General features: G+C 59.7%; 13 protein-coding genes and 2 pseudogenes. 6 read left to right on the plus strand and 9 right to left on the minus strand.

Going from position 1 to position 18889, the window contains the following annotated elements:
* The 3 genes from I6F09_RS25715 to I6F09_RS25725 form a co-directional block, all read right to left on the minus strand.
* Complete coding sequence (locus I6F09_RS25715; RefSeq protein ID WP_225189356.1) at positions 1-2253, minus strand: N-acetylneuraminate synthase family protein; 2253 nt, start codon at positions 2251-2253, stop codon at positions 1-3.
* Positions 2250-2939 carry an acylneuraminate cytidylyltransferase family protein gene (locus tag I6F09_RS25720; protein WP_225189357.1) on the minus strand — a complete coding sequence of 230 codons (690 nt, stop codon included), beginning with the start codon at positions 2937-2939 and terminating at the stop codon, positions 2250-2252. Before I6F09_RS25720 ends, I6F09_RS25715 begins: the two co-directional genes overlap by 4 nt.
* A gap of 403 nt (positions 2940-3342) precedes the next feature.
* Entirely contained in the window at positions 3343-4350 is a 1008-nt protein-coding gene (locus I6F09_RS25725; protein ID WP_225189358.1) for an acyltransferase, read from the minus strand.
* 549 nt (positions 4351-4899) lie between these two features.
* Here I6F09_RS25725 and I6F09_RS25730 point away from each other — a divergent pair.
* Complete coding sequence (locus I6F09_RS25730; RefSeq protein ID WP_225189359.1) at positions 4900-6783, plus strand: hypothetical protein; 1884 nt, start codon at positions 4900-4902, stop codon at positions 6781-6783.
* A 3-nt stretch (positions 6784-6786) separates the two neighbouring features.
* Here I6F09_RS25730 and I6F09_RS25735 read toward each other — a convergent pair whose 3' ends face one another.
* From I6F09_RS25735 to I6F09_RS25745, 3 genes are read right to left on the minus strand one after another with little or no spacing between them, the layout of a single operon-like run.
* The gene (locus tag I6F09_RS25735; RefSeq protein WP_225189360.1) at positions 6787-7374 is read right to left on the minus strand and encodes a methyltransferase; all 588 of its coding nucleotides are present in this window, start codon (positions 7372-7374) and stop codon (positions 6787-6789) included.
* Between the two features lie 26 nt (positions 7375-7400).
* On the minus strand, positions 7401-8111 hold the full coding sequence (locus I6F09_RS25740; protein ID WP_225189361.1) for a class I SAM-dependent methyltransferase: 711 nt from the start codon (positions 8109-8111) through the stop codon (positions 7401-7403).
* Positions 8108-9172 carry a glycosyltransferase family 2 protein gene (locus I6F09_RS25745; protein WP_225189362.1) on the minus strand — a complete coding sequence of 355 codons (1065 nt, stop codon included), beginning with the start codon at positions 9170-9172 and terminating at the stop codon, positions 8108-8110. Before I6F09_RS25745 ends, I6F09_RS25740 begins: the two co-directional genes overlap by 4 nt.
* A gap of 260 nt (positions 9173-9432) precedes the next feature.
* On the opposite strand from I6F09_RS25745, the gene I6F09_RS25750 reads away from it, so the two are divergent.
* From I6F09_RS25750 to I6F09_RS25765, 4 genes are read left to right on the plus strand one after another with little or no spacing between them, the layout of a single operon-like run.
* A complete protein-coding gene (locus I6F09_RS25750; RefSeq protein ID WP_225189363.1) occupies positions 9433-10698 on the plus strand; it encodes a class I SAM-dependent methyltransferase in 1266 nt (421 codons plus the stop codon).
* A 58-nt stretch (positions 10699-10756) separates the two neighbouring features.
* A complete protein-coding gene (rfbF, locus tag I6F09_RS25755; RefSeq protein WP_225189364.1) occupies positions 10757-11530 on the plus strand; it encodes a glucose-1-phosphate cytidylyltransferase in 774 nt (257 codons plus the stop codon).
* On the plus strand, positions 11512-12609 hold the full coding sequence (gene rfbG / locus I6F09_RS25760; protein WP_225189365.1) for a CDP-glucose 4,6-dehydratase: 1098 nt from the start codon (positions 11512-11514) through the stop codon (positions 12607-12609). The genes rfbF and rfbG overlap by 19 nt, the downstream gene beginning before the upstream one ends.
* 46 nt (positions 12610-12655) lie before the next feature.
* On the plus strand, positions 12656-13885 hold the full coding sequence (locus I6F09_RS25765; RefSeq protein WP_225189366.1) for a Gfo/Idh/MocA family oxidoreductase: 1230 nt from the start codon (positions 12656-12658) through the stop codon (positions 13883-13885).
* Positions 13886-14720: 835 nt separating this feature from the next.
* On the opposite strand, the gene I6F09_RS25770 is transcribed toward I6F09_RS25765, so the two are convergent.
* The 3 genes and pseudogenes from I6F09_RS25770 to I6F09_RS25780 form a co-directional block, all read right to left on the minus strand.
* The gene (locus I6F09_RS25770; RefSeq protein WP_225189367.1) at positions 14721-15326 is read right to left on the minus strand and encodes a hypothetical protein; all 606 of its coding nucleotides are present in this window, start codon (positions 15324-15326) and stop codon (positions 14721-14723) included.
* Positions 15323-16501 (minus strand): annotated as a pseudogene (locus I6F09_RS25775) (ERF family protein). The gene I6F09_RS25770 and the pseudogene I6F09_RS25775 overlap by 4 nt, the downstream one beginning before the upstream one ends.
* Positions 16485-17344: pseudogene (locus tag I6F09_RS25780) on the minus strand (YqaJ viral recombinase family protein). The pseudogenes I6F09_RS25775 and I6F09_RS25780 overlap by 17 nt, the downstream one beginning before the upstream one ends.
* Positions 17345-17736: 392 nt before the next feature.
* On the opposite strand from I6F09_RS25780, the gene I6F09_RS25785 reads away from it, so the two are divergent.
* The gene (locus I6F09_RS25785) at positions 17737-18291 is read left to right on the plus strand and encodes an HAD family hydrolase (RefSeq protein WP_225189368.1); all 555 of its coding nucleotides are present in this window, start codon (positions 17737-17739) and stop codon (positions 18289-18291) included.
* Positions 18292-18889: the final 598 nt, after the last annotated feature.

Raw genomic sequence — 18889 nt, forward strand, 5'->3', positions numbered from 1 at the left:
CTAACGATCCTCGAATTTGGCAAGCCGCTGGAGAGCGACGCGAAATCCTTCGCCATCGTTTTCGTGCCCCTGCCAAATTTCCGGGATGAAAGAGGCTTGCGGTGCCTGCCTGTTCAGCACCCGGAAGACGTTGCCGAAGTCGATCTCGCCTTCGCCGATCTGGAGGCCCTCGCCGTCGACGCCGCGGGCGTCAGCTATGTGGACATGAGCGACGAACTGACCGATCGCCTCCATAAACTCGTCGAATGACCAGCCGTTTTCAGTGCATGCGAGCTGGGAATGGGACGTGTCGAAGCAGATGCGGACGCCGAGCTCGCGGCAACTGCGGGTAATGTCCTCGCTGGAGACGAACAGATTATGATAGCGCTGGCCGCCGAAATGCCAAGGGTAGGGCGGCATGGTCTGCGGCCAGAGCTCGACCGAGGGATCGGCAAGCTCCCGGACACTGGTAAGAAGATGGGATTCGCGAACCCCCCGTTCCTCCGCAGTCAAAAAACGCGTGGATGAGAAGCCGCCGACGTTACAGATGATGCCGACCGGGCCATCGTTGCGAAAACGTTGCGCCAACGCCTTAGTCTTGGCGATGACGCGCTTCATCTCCGCCACCGAGCGCGTACGATAGTCGTCGTCTGGTATCGTCAGGTCGAGGACGTGGTCGCCCTCGAACAGCTCCGGCGCGTGCACGATCAAGCCGCACGAATAGCTGTCCGCAAGGAAGTCGGCATCGTTGATGCTGAGGTCGCGATAGCTCAGGTGAAATTCGACGAAATCTGGATTAATCGCCTTGATCAGCTTGTCAGCGTCGCGGTGGCGCACGGGAACACCCCAGGGGCGCTTGAACTTGATCTGTCCCCCGGCGGCGAGCTCCCCGAGCTCTGAGATGTCGGATGGATAGAGCGGCGTCTGAGCTGGGATCGCGCGGGGGGCCTTCCGTCCGATCACTTCGTCGATACGGTTTGGCGAAAGTCCCTGTCCCGGGCTGCGGATCTCGATCATCTCCCGCGTGATGGTCGCGCCGGCCGCAATGGTCTCGATGGCGAAGATCGATTTACCGAGGCTAATGCGGTTGGCCTTCTCGCCCTGGCTCAGGATGCGGGGCAGGGCACTGCCGAGGGAGTCCTCGACCTGGCGCACACCTTCGACCATGCGCTTGAATTCATGAGGCAGCAGGCTGACCTTGTGGTCGTTGCCTTCCTGGTCGCGCGCCAGCGTGAAGTGCTTCTCGATCAGGCGCCCGCCCATCGCCACTGCCGCGACCGATACAAAGACATCGCGTTCGTGTCCTGAATAGCCGACGACGCTCTCGCAGAGCTCCTGGAGGCGCAGCATGTACTTCAGGTTGATATCGCGGAAAGGCGCCGGATAGGTCGAGTTGCAGTGGAGCATGACGTACTCCGCACCAGACCTCTGGAGCAACTTCACGGTCTCGCGAATCTCGTCCTCAGTTGACATGCCTGTGGAGCAGATGAGCGGGATTCTCCGATCGACGATGTGCTGGAGCAGCTCGTGGTTGGTGAGGTCGGCAGAGGCGGTCTTGATTGCCTTCAGTCCGTAAGCGTGGCACTTATCCGCGCTGTTGACGTCGAACGCGGTGCAGAGCGGCTCCATTCCAAGGGAGGCCGAATAGTCGAAGCAGCGATAGAGGTCCTCGTCGCTGAGCTGGAAGCGGTCAAGCAGGTCGAGGACATATTCGGTGCCGAGATCCTCACTCTGTCCCGTCGCCCGCTTTCCGTACAGGCCGGACATGTCCCGCATCTGGAATTTCGCGGCGTCGGCTCCGGCCGCCGCCGCCGCCTTGATTAGCGCGAAGGCAGCTTCCAAGCTGCCATTGTGGTTGTTGCCGATCTCCGCGATCAAAAAGGTCGGGTTCGCATCGGCTATGGTGCGGCCGCCGATGCTAATGCCTTCACGGAGATGGCGCTGACGGGCAACGCCCACGACGTGCCGCTCGGCGTCGACCAACGGCACGTAGAGCACATCGCGCAGCAGCCGGTTGGCGGTCTCCCGGTCGCCGGCGATGGCGCTGCGGACGCGGCGGTTGCAGAGGTCGCCAACCGCGGCCTGCACGCCTGAAGCGGCGCCCGTGGCTATCCAGCGGATGATGTCGCCGTTCGACAGGCTGCCGAGCAGCCGACCGCTGCCGTCAACGCAGAACACGATCTCGCGCCGGTTCGCCGCGACCTTGCTCGCCGCCTCCTGGATGGAGGCGTCCTCGTGCACAAGATAGCTCTGAAGGTCCCGGTCGATGATCATCCTGCTATATTCCTGCGGAACGCGGCTTCTAGCATCTCCCAATCGGACAACTCGTCGAGCTCGATACTGGTGCTCTCGTCCATCTCATGGACGACGATCTTGCCGTGAAGGCGCGCGCTGCGATCACGCAATCGATCCACGGTGGAAATGTAAAACGCGCCGTTCTCCATCAGCGTGCCATTCCATTGCTGGCGCAGCGGACGGCGCGAGGGATCATAGTTGATCGGCGTGCCATCGTCATTCCAGAAGAATCTTCGGGTCCTGACGCAGGTGACAAGGGAATCCGCTTTGCTCGACAAGAAATGAGAAATAGCGTCCGCAACGTCGCGACTGGTCGTCTGCGGGCTGGTCGCCTGCGCGATGACGAGATATGGCTCCGAGATGTCGCAGGAGTCGATCAGGTCGTAGATCGCCTCTTCCGTGGTGGAGTTGTCGGCGGCGAGATGGCTGGGGCGGAGATGCACGACGATCCGGGAGTCGACCGACCTGACCACGGCGGCGATCTCCTCGCTGTCGGTCGACACAAAGACGCGAGAGACCATGTCGCAATCGACGAGTGCCTTCAGCGTCCAGGCACAAAGCGGCCGACCGCAGAACGGTTTGACATTCTTACCGGGGATCGATTTCGAGCCGCCGCGGAGCGGAACCAGGGCGGCAAAGCTCGGCTTGCTAGACAGCGCGTTCATTGAAGCTACGTTCATCCAATGCCAGGTGGGATCACCGCGCAATCGGTGCAGGTACGGCGACGGTTGGAAGGCCCCTCAAAAATTGTGCGTGCCCGTCCGAATAAGAACCGGAGGTATTTCCGGCTCTTATCTCCCCGCACGGGCTGCTTGATCGACCGTGATCAGTAAGTGGCTAAATACGGCACAGGGCGCGATTGTGCAAGGTAAACGCTAGCCGAAGCCGGGATTGCCTATTCCAGGGCTCGGCAGACTGGCTGAACCCTGAGGGTTCCACTAAATTGCGTCGCCGAACGACATCGCCTGAGTGCTTTCCTCCAGGGGTCCATCGGACTCTTGGTTTGGTTTCCGCTGCGAGCAAGGCTTCGTCCGAGCTAGCGCAGCTCTCCAGGACGCGCTCCGCAACTCAAGCACGCTGGGCCAACAGCCGCGGCCGACTAAGTCGTTCGCTAAGACGGATCATCGGGCGCTCAATCGCAATCCATGTAGAATATGAAATAAGACAGCAGATGAGCATCACGGTAAATCGCCAGATCTCGCAGCTCCATCCTGGCAAGGCGAAGGGTAGCCATTGACCCCCGATGATCGAAGCGGTCAGAAATACAATGTAGTGCGTCAGGTAGATCGAATAGGATGCATCTCCTGCCTTAACTAGCCAGACGAATGGCCGCTGCCGCCAAGGCAGCTCAAGCGTGACCATACCCGCGAGGATCAGCGCCATCGATATTGGCGCGGAGAACAGGAAATCATGCTCTCGCGTCCAGGCAAGCAGCACGACGCCGGCAGCAAACGGAACGGCACTTCCGAATCGGGTTAGGGGTTTGCGGAGGAGGAACACGAGAACGCCTGCAAGAAAGTCGGCTTGCGTGGTGGACACGATGTGGAACGACCAAGGATTGCCGAGGTACCAGCCAGCGAACGCCAGCGCGCCGAGCACCAGCGCCAGGCCGGTGATCCCGATGAATGGCACACAAAGCGCGGCAAGTGTGTAGAACACCAACTCGCGCTCGAGTGTCCAGCTGACGTCGTACGTGGGAGCGCCCTGCTGCGGCAGCAAGGTCATCGAGTAGATGAAATGCCCCAAAGTTTGAGGTGCGTACTTGCCCCAGGCGATTAGGCCAATCACAGCAATGAGAGTCACCCAGTACATCGGGTAAAGGCGGAACACCCGCTTAGTAGCGAATCCGGCTACGGTGAAGGAGGGTCTCGAGGTGACGAGGCAGATCACGTAACCGGATATGGCGAAGAAGAAGTTTACCCCGAGAAAGCCCCAGCGCGCGAGACCGGGAATCGGCAACCAAGCGCTTTCCGGATAGGCGCCGCGCACGGCTACGTAGGAATGAAAATAGGCTACTGACAGCGCGGCGAGCGCGCGGGCAGCCTGTAGTCCCTCCAGCTTCTGCTCCTGCCCCATGACGTTCTGCTAGCGATATCCGGGCGATCAATCAAGCCTGCACCATACACTAGGACGGTGGGACGCTGGCCGGCTTGACACTCCCGGCGATCCATAGGGGCTTGGCCGCACGCTTCGCGCTCTGCGCACCATTGAATGTTTGACCCGACGGGACGAACGTGAGCAAGCATCTCGTCACAATCTTAAGTAGGAAGATGCCGGTTTTCGCAAACCAAAGCCAGTTTTTCTGTGCAAATTCAACGTTGTGGGCTTGGCGCGCGGCTGCGCACTGGTCGGATAGCCTGGATTTGGCTATTGCGACAGTCCCGTGTCGTGCCGCGAGTGGTTGGGGCATCATCCGATATCGGGTTGTAGAAGGACGTTGCCTGCGTGCATTCTCTCCAATCCCCGCTGGATGAATTGGGTCGATCTCCGGGAGCGGAGCAGGCCTCGTCCGACGCCAACGCCGTTTGCTTCGCTGCGAGTTTCGCGTGCGCGATGTCAGCAACGTCAGGCGCATTATGCGCAATCGTGCGAAGTCCTTTGGGGGGTCCGCACTGGTTCGTGATCGTGAAGGCGTTCCTGCTGCTGGCAGCGGTCGTCTCGTGCGTCGTGGTGTTGGCCCCCAGGCGCGGACTGCAACAGCGCGCACGCCACGGCGGCATGGTTCTCGCGATCATCGCGGTGATGTTCATGCCGTGCCTGGCGTTGGTGAACCGCACCATTGCCGATATCCTCATCTACCCGATCTTGCTCGCGGCAATAGCCGCAGGGGCTTTGCGTTCAGTAGCGCTGGCGCGTAGCATGGCTCGGCGTACGTTGATGCTGGCCATCGTGTGTGGCTGCGGCGCGGGGATTGGCTACTTCTTCGTCGTGAACTCGCGAGGTTATGCGACCGTCCTCACGCCGGAACAGACGTTAACGGGCCTGCAGCACCTCGACACGCTATTTCATGCGTCCATCGCCAACATGCTGGTCAAGTATGGCGTGCTGAGCACGGGCCTCGATGGGCTTGCACACATCAAGTACCATTTTCTGTCTCACATATGGTTCGGCGGTCTGGGTCTATGGCTCCGTGTCAGCACGCTTGAAGCGTATTACATCGCCGGGCAAATCGTCGCCATTCCACTGTTGTTGTTCAGCCTGGTCTCGTCAACCAATCTGCTTCGGCAATCCAGCGCAGGACCGACAGATAGTGCACTGATCACTTTGGTGCCCCTCCTGCTTCTCCTCATCGTCGATCTGTGGGGTTGGACATCCTATCTCGTTTCCGAATCCTATTTCCTTGCGTTGATATTGTTCCTGCTTGGCCTGCCGTTGTTGGCGGAAACCGCTTCGGACCATTTTCGCTTGCGCCCGAGCTTGCAGATCGCTGCCCTCGTCGTGATCGGCGTCCTGATGTTGCTGTCCAAGATCTCCGTGGGGGCTATCTATTGGGCCGCCACAGGCTTTCTGCTGTGGCGACAGCTGGGTCTCACTTTGCTGAATCTGCTCGGGCTTGCGATCCCTATCCTTCTGCTGGTCGGAACCTGCGCCGCTTTCACCTCTCCGGATTCCGGAACCTATCTGCATGCTCTGCGCCCGCTGAGCTTTGTCCGCGAGTATCCGCAAGGCGCCCTGCCGAACATAGTAGCGAACCTGATTCTTCTGTGCGTGGCGTGGCCGATTTGGCGGTCCGGTTCGGGTCGGCAAAAGAAATTGGCTGAGGTGTTTGCAATCGTTGCGATTGGCGGACTGGCTCCGGCTCTTCTGCTCGATCTCGCGGGTGGTGCCGCCTATTATTTCGTGAATGTCGGCACCTGGGCGTGCATCGTGTTTGTAAGCGCCCATTTTGTCTCGATTGTCGGAGGTCGCCGCCCTCGCTTTGCCGGACCTGCTGTTGTTCTTTTCGCCATTCTTCTGGTGGCGCTGGCGACTGACGAAAAGAGGAGCAGCCTTCGAAAATTTGCAGCTCAATTCGAAGAGCTACGGGCCCGCGTTGGGGTGCTGATTGGCGATGCCGGCGTTGCTGCGCTTCCGCCTTGGCGACGAGTTGTTGCGCTTCTTGCTCCGGGCGACCCAGTTCGACGAAAGCTGGCCGAAGATCTGAAGCGGACGCCTGGAGCGCAGGCAAGGCAAACGCTGGTGTCACTGGGGGTGATGGACGATCTGCGCACCGCTGTCTTTGTACCTCCGGACAATCAGGCCTTCTGGTCCACATATCTCGACTGCCGGGGCAATCCGTTGTTTGTTCCCGCTGTTCTCGGCGTGCCGATGCTCAAGGGACTCAATCCTGCAGGCCTAAAATGCGCACGAGATCCATTCTACAGCTTTGCGGCTTACAGGCCTGACGCCATTTCCGAGGCGTCGACGGATCTGCAGCTCTGCGCCCGAGCTGCGGAGTTGGAGCTTCGTTGGGTGGTTGTTCTGATGACCCCGACCGCCGGCCGCAAGATCGAATGCCGAACCGAATGAACTCTAGGGCTGCTTCGCAACGACCACGCCCAAATCAAAGATCTCGGGAATGGCCGTCTTCCAGGCTGACAACGGATACACGTAGGAATCCGAAACGGGAATCCCGCTCTCTTCATACAGAGAGACGAGCTCGTTCAGCGGGCGCAAGAAACGGCCCGCCTCCATGCCGCCAATGATCTTCCGCGGAATCGATGCGTTTGGATGAACCGGAAGCGGATCGTAGGACATTATTGTCGCGTTTGGCCCGGCCAGCCGCTTGGCTTGGCGGACAAGCTCCAGCGATGTTGCGCGATCGACGTGATGCAGGACTCCCGCGATCATCACGTAATCGAACTTGCGATTGAGTGCTTCCAACGGCTCGGATGTAAACTTCAGGGTATCGAGGCGCTTATTGGCGATTTGCAGCGCTCTCTCATCGATATCTTGGCCGAGAAAATCGTTGGTGCGACCTGCAAAGGCTTCCGACACATTCCCGACGGAACAGCCGATCTCCAAGACGCTGCCGCCGGGATAGTGGGACAGGGCAAGCCGTTGCTTCCCATATGTTCCGCCAATCAGCTTTTGCGCTGCCAGCCAAAGATGCAAATACATTGAAATCCTCGTCGCTTCGCCGCGATTCAGTGCGGCACATGAGCCGCCATACAGTACTGCGCGCCGAGCGGCAGCCAACCGAGGCTCGCCTCCAGCTTGTGGAAGAAGGGGGTGTCGAACGGGGTAAAGATGATGAATTGGCGCCTCGGCTCCACCAAGCCGGCGGCTCGGCATAGCTTGGCGAGGCGGCCCGAGCGGAGCAGCACCGCGTTCTGGTCGAACGGACAGCTCCTGACGATCTTCTGCGTCAGCGGATTGAGCGGATTGTGCTCGATAATGATGACAAGCCCGCCTGGTCGGACGACACGGGCCGCCTCCACAAGAAACGCTTCCCAGTCGTCCGGCGGCACATGGTGCATCACGGCAATGGCGTATGCCACGTCGAAGCTGCGGTCAGGGTAGGGAAGCTGCACCCCCTCATAAACGTCGTAGTGAACGTCCGGGTTGGCGGCCCGCGCCTCCTCGATCACCGTACCGGCGACATCGATGCCCGTGAGTTTGATGCCGGCCTGCGTGGGCCGCAGATGCGGATGGATGAGACCTTGTCCGCAGCCGATGTCCAGCACGTCGAGCGACTGCGATGGAGCCAACTTGCGCTGCGAGCGGAAGGTGGCGAACACGTCTAGCAGGTAGCGTGCCTTCGCCCGTGTGAAGAAATCCTGAGGCTGACCGCTGAAGGCGACCGCATTGTCGATCTGTTGGCTGTAGCCCTCGCGATATTGGTCGAACTCTGTCATCGCGCTTGCCTCGTCTCGGTCCGGCGAGAAAGTATGTCAGCCGCGTCGCTGGTGGCAGCGTAAGGCCGGGTAAGCTGCGACAGACGGCCGAGGGATAAGTCCGGCACGTTGACACTGTATTCGATCACCGTCATCGGCCGCGACCGCACCTGATTATAGATGCGCCCGACATATTCGCCGATGATGCCGAGAAAGATGGCGTTTAGGCTGATGCCGAACAGCAGCAGCACGGTCGTGGTGGCAAATCCCGCCGGCCAGTTGATACCGAAGAGCAGCCGCGAGAAGATGTAGAAGAAGCTGGCGAGACAGGTCAGCAACGAGATTCCCAGTCCGACAAAGGCTGCAAGACGAAGCGGGAAGATCGAATGGGTGATCAGCCCGTCGACCGCAAGCGCCATCAGCTTCCCGAGCGGGAACTTGCTGACGCCCGCCTGCCGCGCTTGCCGGTCGTAGGCAACGCCGACCTGCTTGGTGGCGAGCAGCGAGGTCAGGCCGCGCGTATAGGGCGCGACGTCGTTGATCAGATGGAGTTGATCCAACACGGAGCGGTCGATCAGCCTGAAATCGCCGCTGTCGAGCATCAGGTTGTCGTCGGACAGACGTTTGAGCAGCCGATAGTAGAATCGCCGTGCCCATTGCAGCAGCTTGCTCTCTTGCCGAAAGCGCCTGATGCCCACGACGACGTCGTGACCCTGCTCCCACAGCTCCAGGAATCGGGGGAATACCGAGGGCGGATCCTGGAGGTCACAGTCGATCTGGATGGCGGCGTCTCCAGAAGCCAGACGGTAGGCCGTAAGCACGGATCTCTGGAATCCGAAGTTCCTGGCAAAGCGCACTGCGCGGACGCGCGGGTCCATCGCGGCCAGTTCGGAGATGATTGCGATCGATGCATCGGTGCTGTGATTGTCGGTGAAGATGATCTCGAACGCGTAGCGATCCTCCATCTGCTCGAAGACATCGCGAACGGCTTCATAGGCCCTGCGGATATTCCCTTCCTCGTTGAAGACGGGAATCAGGATGGAAATGAGCTTGCGGTCGCTTTCGACAGGCGTCCTGCGCATTACTTGCTTTGTCCGTTCGTGTCTGAAGGGCTTCGTCCGAGAGGTGATGTCAGCCGGACATGCTAGTACCAGATGCCGCGCACCGCGCAAAGCCATCCGAATTCTTCCCACGGCAAATTATGCAATGTTGCGAAGGACATATGCTTGATTAATGGGGGGCGTTCCAGTAAGGGTCGCCCGGCGCGCTCGATGTCGCGCCAGCACTTGCGGGTGCTCTTCCGGAAATTTGCAGTAATCCGATGTCGCGACTAAGGTTCCGAATGCCCAACGCCTCACATCATGACATCCCGACCGGAAAGCTGACGCGCTGCCAGGTTTGCGGCTCCGAACGGCTCGAACTCGTGATCGACCTCGGTCATCAGCCTCTGTGCGATTCGCTTCCCTCGAAGGCGCAGCTCGACGGCCCCGAGACCAGCTATCCGCTGCGCCAAGTCTGGTGCCGGGATTGCTCGCTGTCGCAGATCGACTACGTCGTTCCGCCGGAAGTCGTATTTCACCCCGAATACCCCTATCGCTCTGGCATCACCAAGGAGCTTGCGGTCTATCAGGATGCGTTCGTTCAGGATGCGGTTGCAGACCTCGGGCTCAAGCCGGACCAGCTCGTCGTTGACATCGGATCCAACGACGGGACGCTGCTGTCCGGTTTCAAGCGGCGCGGCATGCGGGTTCTCGGCATCGAGCCGACCAACATAGCGCGCATCGCGCGGGAGCAGGGCGTCGACACGCTGCAGGCCTTCTTCGACGAGGAAACCGCGCGCAAGGTCGTGGAAACGCACGGCCAGGCCAAAGTGGCGACCGCGACCAATGTCTTCGCGCATGTGGCGCAGCTCGGTGGCTTCATTCGCGGCCTGGAACGGCTGCTTGCGCCCGATGGCGTCTTCATTCTCGAAAACCACTATCTGCTCGACGTCATCGAGGGCGGCCAGTTCGACACGATCTACCACGAGCATCTGCGCACCTATTCGCTGAAGTCGATCGTGAAGCTGTTCGAATTTTTTGATTTCACCTGTGTCGATGCCCGGCGCGTCAGTCGCTATGGTGGCAACATCCGCGTCTACGTGGCGAAAGGGCGCGGACGCCCCGTCAAGCCCGCCATCGCCGAGCTTCTGAAGGCCGAGGATGATTTCGGCCTCTCGCGCCCGGAATGCTACGAGGCCTTTCGCGCGCGCGCCGAGAAGGTCAAGCTCGATCTGCTGGAGCTTGCGCTCGACTGCAAGAAGAAGGGGCTCAGCTTCGTTGGCAATTCGTGCCCTGGCCGCTGCAGCACGCTGCTGAACTACGTGGGTATCGATCGCATGCTGATGCCTTACATCTGCGAGCAGCCCACTTCGCTCAAGCTCGGCCTGCATCTGCCCGGTAAGCAGATCCCGATCGTCGACAACGAGCGCCTGATCCGGGAGCAGCCGGACTATGTGGTACTGCTGGCCTGGCACTACGGTCAGCCGATCGCCGAGCAATTGCGGGCGAGGGGACTGAAGTCGAAATTGGTCATGCCGTTGCCCGAGGTCCGCATACTCCCGGATTGAGCGGTGCGCCGGAGATCAAGCCGGTCTGCGCGGGGCTGCGTCTGGTAGGAATGGTGTCATGAAAGCGATGATCCTGGCCGGAGGACTCGGCAGTCGCCTCAGCGAGGAGACCTCCGTGCGACCGAAGCCGATGGTGGAGATCGGCGGGCATCCCATTCTCTGGCATATCATGAAGATCTATTCGTCGTTCGGCATCAACGACTTCGTGATCTGCCTTGGTTACAAGGGATACCTCATCAAGGAGTACTTTTCGCATTATCTGCTGCACACCTCGGACGTCACGATCGATCTCAAGAACAATCAGATTGACTTTCACGCCAGCCGATCGGAGCCATGGCGCGTGACGCTGGTCGACACCGGGGCGGAAACCGAGACGGGCGGCCGTATCAAGCGGGCGCTGCCTTATGTCCGCGATGACGAGGCGTTCTGCCTGACTTACGGCGACGGCGTCGCCGACATCGACATCGCAAAATTGGTCGCATTTCATCGCTCGCACGGCAAGCTTGCGACGGTCACCGGCATTCGTCCGCCGGGGAGGTTTGGCAGCCTCCAATTGGAGGACACCGTCGTGAAGGGATTTACCGAGAAGCCGCTCGGTGACGGCGGATGGATCAATGGCGGATTCTTCGTGCTCAGCCCCCAAATCGCGGAGCTGATCGCCGGCGATTCCACGATCTGGGAGCGCCAGCCGCTCGAGCGATTGGCCGCGAGCGGAGAGCTTCGCGTATTTCGCCACGAAGGGTTCTGGCAATCCATGGACACGTTGCGAGAGCGCAACCTGCTCGAAGGGCTTTGGAAGGGAGACAATCCGCCGTGGCGCGTGTGGACGTAAACCCGGACTTCTGGCGGGACCGGCGTGTCCTCGTGACCGGTCACACCGGTTTCAAGGGCTCCTGGCTAAGCCTATGGCTGTCCACCATGAGTGCGCGCGTTTTCGGTTTCGCTCTGGCGCCGCCCACCTCGCCGTCCTTGTTCGAGCGAGCCGAGGTCGGGGCTGTCGTAGACGATACAAGGGGCGATGTCAGGGACATCGAAGCGCTCTCCCATCTCCTCGCGAGGAGCAGGCCCGACGTTGTGTTTCACCTGGCGGCACAATCGGTCCTGCGGGAATCCTATATTGATCCGGTCGGCACGGTAGCAACCAACGTGATGGGGACGTTGAACGTGCTGGAGACGGTGCGCCAGCACAATCTCAAGGCAAAGGCGGAACGATCGGGTGACGGCGTCCGTTCGCTCGTCGTCGTCACCAGCGACAAGTGCTATGAGAACCGGGAATGGGTATGGGGTTATCGCGAAGACGAGGCGATGGGGGGCCACGACCCCTATAGCACCAGCAAGGGTTGTGCCGAGCTACTGCTGACTTCATACAATCGCAGCTTCGCCGAGCCACCCGCAGCCTCGGGCCGCGCCGGCAACGTCATCGGCGGCGGCGATTGGGCCAAGGACCGTTTGGTCCCAGACGCGGTTCGTGCCTTTGCGGCTGGACGTTCTCTCGAGATACGCCGCCCGCACGCAATTCGTCCGTGGCAGCACGTGCTTGAACCACTCTCGGGCTATCTACTCTTGGCGGAGGCCCTTGCGGTCAGGGGTGCGGCTGTGGCGCAGGGTTGGAACTTTGGCCCGGGACCGGAAAACGAACAACCAGTAGCGCGCGTCGCGGACACGCTCGCGGCGATTTGGGGCAACGGCGCGCATTGGCAACATGTGGGCAGCGATAGATTCCACGAGGCGACTTTTTTAAAGCTGGATTCTTCAAAAGCGCGAACACTGCTCGGCTGGCGCGCTCGGCTCGGATTTGAGGAAGCGTTGAAAATGACAGTCGATTGGTACAAGGAGGATTTGGCGGGGTCGGCTTCCTCGATGCATGATTTTACAGTCGGTCAGATTCGGGACTATTGTCGCGCGACCTAACCGAACGCGTCCGACGGTTCATAAGCTGAGGTGAGGAGAGTTAATCATGCGCCGGCTCACCGTGGCTTTGGTCGGCGGCGGACGATGGGGGCGAACGCATGCTTCTGTCTTAGCGCAGCTTTCGGACCGCGTGGGTCATGTACTGTGGGTGTCACGCCACAACGGCGAAGCCCTCAATTCGTTTCTCGCTGATTGGACGGAAGCGCGTCATCGGTTCACGCCACTTGCAAGCCTGGACGCAGCACTAGCTCTGGGTCCCGACGCTGCCATCGTTGCCACACCGGCCGCCGATCATGTCAAAACTGCCGAATGTCTCCTCCGTAGGGATGTGCCAACCCTAGTAGAGAAGCCGCTTGCGCTGACCGTCGAGAGTGCGAAGCGCCTGGTCGGTCTGGCGGCTGAGCGCAACGTCCCGCTTCTTGTCGGATTACATCTGCTCAGTGCGCCTTTCCTGCAACATTTCTTGGGCCTGTGCGCGGGACGTGCGATTGCCGCCATCGAATTGGAATGGCTGGATCCGGAGCAGGAGATCCGGCACGGCATCGTCAAATTCTCAAATCTCACGACGCATAAGGTCGACGAGATCATACCTCATCTTTGGTCGATGCTGCACCTGGTCGACAGCGCTGAGCCGCAACTGCACGCGGTGAAGCCGTTGGCGCAAGGTGCGGTCGAGGTGGAGCTGGTTCTGAGGCGATCACTTGCCATTGTCCGATTTGGACGAAGGGCTGCGGCGCGCAAACGAATGATTCGCCTCGAATTTGGCGACGGCGGCAAGGCTGAGCTTGATTTCACCGTCGAGCCCGGACGAATCTTGATCGATGGCGCGGAGTTTCCAAGCCCACATCTCGGCGACAAAATCGGGCCGCTTGCGACCGAACTGGCTGGATTCCTGAACATCGTCGACGCAAGTTGGGCCTTCTCGTCGTCCCCCCAACTGGCATCCCGTTGTATCGGCGCCGTCGAGCTGGCAGAAGCGTTGCGGACACGCCTGATTGCAGAAGAGGCGCAGGCAGTGTCAGCCCGTCTCGCGCGCGGGGACGCAATGGAGGATCCCGATATCTCGGCCTGGATTATCGATAATATTGCCCCGATCCTAGGCATCCAGGAACCACATGGCCTTGATCTGAGAAGGGAGCTTGCAGACGGCATCCTGAATGCCTTCCGAGCCGCGGGCCCGATGGCCAACGTCTGCGACCAGGGATTGCGCTCTGCAATCGCAACAATAAGACAATCGAAGTTCTTTGGTCATCTGTCGCTGAGCCGGTTGGCTTGAGGTTTCTGTCTTACATATCTTACATAAGAGCCGGCGCGAACGCCAAAGCGCGGAGGATGATGTGTAATTGTATCGCCTTCATTTCATTTCCTACAGACGGCTTCGAGTGCAGGACTGATCGTGATTGGAATAGAGCTCAAGTCAAGTAGAGCGTCACAACCAATCAGAGGCCGCCAGGATTGCCCATGACTGCTCTTGTCGTTAGTAGGCGCCGGTTCTGACTCAACCTTTGGCGAATTAGGCAGCGCGCGTCATCGGACACGCAAAATGCCGTTCATGGCCTATTCAGGCGGTCTGTGATACGTTGCGTGTCGAGGGAGACCGATTATGATCATTAGCATTACCGCGGCTGCGTTCGCTCTTCATTTTACGACCGTTGTGACGCACCACACTCCATCCGAGGTTCACACCGTCCAATACCGTGTCCCCGCCCATCCGCCTCCGTGCGGTCACGGCTGGGATCTCAGCGCTCGCGACGGAATGTGCTATCCAAATGGCTACCTGCTCCCTCAAGATATGGATGCCTATCGTCGCCGGTATGATCGCCGCGGGGGGTATTATCGTGGCGGAAGGTACCCAGTACCATGCGGCCACGGTGCCGACGTCGATATAAGGGACGGGCAATGCTATCCCAATGGTACGGTGCCGCCGCAATTTCAGCAGGGCCGACAGGGGTACTACGGCGATGACTTTGAACCACGTCTCAGGCGCCGATATTACTGAAAAGCCTCCAACGTGAAGCACGTCTATCCGACACATAGAGGATCAAGGCGGGAAGGTCCAAGTGAATCTGCAGCGGATTTAGCGAGCCGAGGTCTGAGAGAGCAGGATGTCATCATGAATTGGGATAGGATCTAGGTGTGTGCAGCCCCTTGCCTAAGATGCATCTTTTTGACTGCCTGAGATTGCTGATCTCCTTCAGCAACAAAAGACGTCGTAGTTGAGCTCCGTTCAGCAGCGCTTCAAACACAGCCAAAATCTCCCTTGCCTGGACATGGACTTCCATGTTCAGCGCATGCTCATCGAATCCGTAGAATCGGAGTCTAGCTTCGATCTCCGCCGCAGCAGATGGGTCGAGCTGCCAATCCAATGCGTTCTTGATGGTGTGGATTTCCGCTACTTCTTGTAAGTGGCAAGGCACGCCCAGCACATCGATGCGCCGGAGCGTCACCTCCACCGCTTTCTGCCGATATGCGCGGAGCAATCGATGTTGCAATACGCGGTAGCGTTGCACCTCCCAGGAAAGTTCGGCGATGTCGATGGCGAGAAGCCATTCGACTGCGGATTGAGGCTCAATGTCGCGGAAGATCGCGCCTTGGACTGCGCGATAATGCTCGATGTTCTCTCCGGGTAGCAGTTGAGGCGGAGGACACAGCGCCTGGAACTGAGAGGGCAGGACGCTCGCGAACTGCTCTTGATGCAGGCTAACGGGACCATTCATTGACGTGCCTCAGATGGCGAGCCTGATGTTTGTGCAGCGATGTTTGCTCCGTCGGTCAATTGGACTGGACTGGCATCCCAAAGGTGCTTCGCGATCGGCAGCGGCGAAATTTGCAGGTTGGTCCACCAGGCTCTTTCGTCTCCGTGTCGGTGCAGGGATTGATGATGCGATCGGCAGAGCGGCACGGTGAACTCGTCGCTGACTTTGCGACCTAAGGTGCGCGGCTGAGCGAACTTCAGGTGATGCGCATCAGCAGGTGTCTTCTGGCAAACCAGACAGCCCTGGCTGCTGATAAAAGCGAGGTGATCCTTGCTCCGCCGCCGAGCCGGCTCTTTGGGAAAGGCAAGACCGACCTGCTCGCCGAGAGATGTGGTGGCAGGTGCGAGGACGTCGCCGCTTGTCTCTGAAGAAGATGGCTCAGGTCGAGGCCGTCCAACAACTGACACTGCCGGCTGCCCTCCCGGATCCATGTCTGGAAGGGCAACTTCCTCGAGCGTCTTCTGATAGGCGGCCTCAAGCACGCGAGCGTCCCCCTCTAGCAGAGTGTTCTTGAGGGGGAGGCTGATCCTTGCCCAGGCAAGCAGTGCGTCGTGGTCCTCCTGGGCGGATAGCTGGCCCAGGAGCGTGTCCAGGAGCTCGGCGGAGCGTTCGGGAGGCAACATCGGGGGCCGGTTCAGGACGCGTCCAGGTGGCTTTCCTTTCGGTCCTGGCAGGGTCTAGGGCTCGCGCGCCGCCGGAGACCCCGTTATTGCATCAGGCGTATCCAAATCGTCTTCGCCGGCGATCCCGACCAAGGCGAACAGGGCATACCGGCGGGCATAGGTCAGCGCCGCCCCCATCCGGTGCGGCGCCTCGACCTCCTTGGAGGCGCAGACCGGTAGGTCTGAGGAGATCCATTCTCCGGAGGCGTGGGCGAGCAGGGTGGTGAGATGGATTTGGCCCGTGACCTGTTTGATCCGCGTGGTCTGGATGGTCGCAATCTCCTGCTGGCTCAACGTCTTGCGGACAATATCGAGCCCTGAGGCCAGAGATGCGTAGCGGAAGGTTCGATCGTCCTCTCGCGGAAAGGGCGACCGGATCACGGCGGTCAGGGTCTTCTCGGGGTTTGTCAGGTCAGCCTGGGCCCGGGCGAGGGCAGCAGCGATGGTCCCGATGTGCTCACTGGACTGATGCATGGGATCCCTCGGTCGCGTGGGCTTCGAAGTTGATTGCGCCGGATTTGGAGCGCTTGGCCATGATCCCGTGCCCGGTGGCTTCCTTGTCGTCTCCCGGCATGAGGGCTTTCAGGTCGGCCTTCGCTGATTCATGTTGCCCGTGGGCCTCTCGGGTTCGCAAATAGGTGGCCGCCAGCTCTGCCCATTGGTTGGAGGTGGACATGTCGACCACTCTGACAGCCTCCAGTCTTGGGCGAGGCGTCTCGATGTTGAACAGAGCGGGAGTCTCGCCGCTCTGGACACAGCGCCAGAACTTCTTCTCGGCGGTCAAAAGGAGATGCTGATAGAGCGGGTCGGCGTGCACCTTGATCTCCACCCACTTGCCCCGCCGGTAATGATCGAGAGGACTGCGTTGCGGCTGGCTGTGACCCACATGTTATGCTGCAGCTGGGCCATGTGCTTCTCTGCCGCCGCTTCCTCGGAGAAAGCCCAGGGCAGCATGAATTTGGTTTCAAAGACCGCGCTGGTTTGCTCAACGGTCCCATCCAGGGTCGCCGCCATCCATTTGTGCACGGGATGACGAACACGCTTCTGGATGTCCTTCACTGTGAGTCCGCTCACGCGCTGATACCAGGCGCGGTTCAAGACCTCCATCACAGTCCCGAGTTGGACAATCAAATTGTCCGAGAGATCCTGCGGCTCTGCTTCACCGCGCTTTTCGCGCCAAAGGCGAATGAGACTCTCTTGATCATCTCCCATGATGATGCGGGCGTCTGAGCCGCCAATGAAATGCCGTCGGTCATTTGGGTTGAATCTGATGATGTGATTGGGCGCGTCCGCGCCATTCGTTTGAACCGTTGTCACCGGTATCTCCTACGCGAGAACAAGCGGCTGTACATGCCGCACTGCCCGAAGCCCCGCGTCCGCGAGGCGAGATACCGGCGCTATAACCGGCGTTGGCGCCCGGCCGACTCAGTAACGCTCCAATCGCTTGAGAATGCCAGTCCTTTCAGCAGCAACATTGTTGCTTCCTTTAGGGGCAAGAATGGCTCTTGTTCTCACGCGTTTGGGGCAGGGGCGACGGGAGGCGGACCAGCATCAAAGCGACAAAACGAAGCCAATCTACGCTTCAACAGCAAACAGCTGGATGCAAGGCGCGGGCGCAGAGGAGGATCTTGTCCACCCGCGACTTGTTGAAATGGAGCAGTGATTGTCGGAAGATAGGCAGTATTGTTCCGAACGTGGGTGAATGAGCTTTGAAGCGTCCAGCAGTTTTCTTTGATCGTGATGGCGTCCTCAATGAGGACGACGGCTATGCTTTTGATCCGGACAAGATCCGGTGGGTGGAAGGAGCCCAACAAGCCGTGAAAGCAGTCAATGACGCAGGGTACTTTGCCTTTGTCGTAACGAACCAATCAGGAGTTGCGAGAGGCTATTACGAGGAGCGGCATGTTCGCAACCTGCACGAATGGATGTCGCGTGAGCTTGCTATTGTTGGTGCGCATATCGATGCGTTCGAGTTCTGCCCACATCACCCCGATGGACTGATTGAGCGATACCGTGTCCTCTGCAACTGTCGCAAGCCGCAGCCGGGGATGATCAGAGCCCTGCTTGAACGGCACTCAGTGGATCTCGATGCAAGCTTCATGATCGGGGACAAGCAGAGCGACCTTGCCGCAGCGCGGGCGGCTGGCATCGCGGGCTGTCTGTTTGATGGGCCTAACCTCCATACCTTTATCGCCCCGCTGTTGACGACTTGGTCCCGCGATCTTCCTCATCAACATCGCGGGGTCGCGAGAACGGAGGATTAGCGCCGTCGATTAGCGATCGAGATCGGTCGATCACGAGCTCTCGAAATCAAGGAGGGAAGTTGGCGACAAGGAAGCAAATCGAAGCCAATCGCGCAAACGCGACAAAGAGTACCGGCCCGCAAACAAGTGGTGGGAAGGCAGCATCGAGCCGCAACGCTTATCGGCATGGTCTATCACGTTGGGACGATTCCGAAGGTTCTGGTTGCGCCGGATTCGATGCACTATTTGTGGAGGAGTTCAAAGGCGCCGGTATGGAGCTCGCGCTTCAAGATCTGGTTCAGGCCAGGCATCGACAGGATCGCCTGCGAACTCTTCGGTTAGGTCTGATCTTAGCCGTCATAGAGGGCGCTGAACCAAGGCAAATGAGACGTCTGTCGAGCTTGGAGCGTTATGAGAAGGTGGCCCTGTCGCGGCAGCGGCGAGGGCTCAAACGAATCAGGCGGAACAACGGATGAGGACCTCAAGCTGGCCGGGTCCATAGAAGCGACGGGGCGGTAGTACGCCGGGAAACATCGCCCCGATTGGATAGTGCATCGTTGCCAGATTTATTCCGAAGTCATGGAGCCGGTATGAACTACATTTACCCCCGCCATCGGCG

The organism is Bradyrhizobium sp. IC3195, assembly GCF_020193585.1.
Lineage (GTDB): Bacteria > Pseudomonadota > Alphaproteobacteria > Rhizobiales > Xanthobacteraceae > Bradyrhizobium > Bradyrhizobium yuanmingense.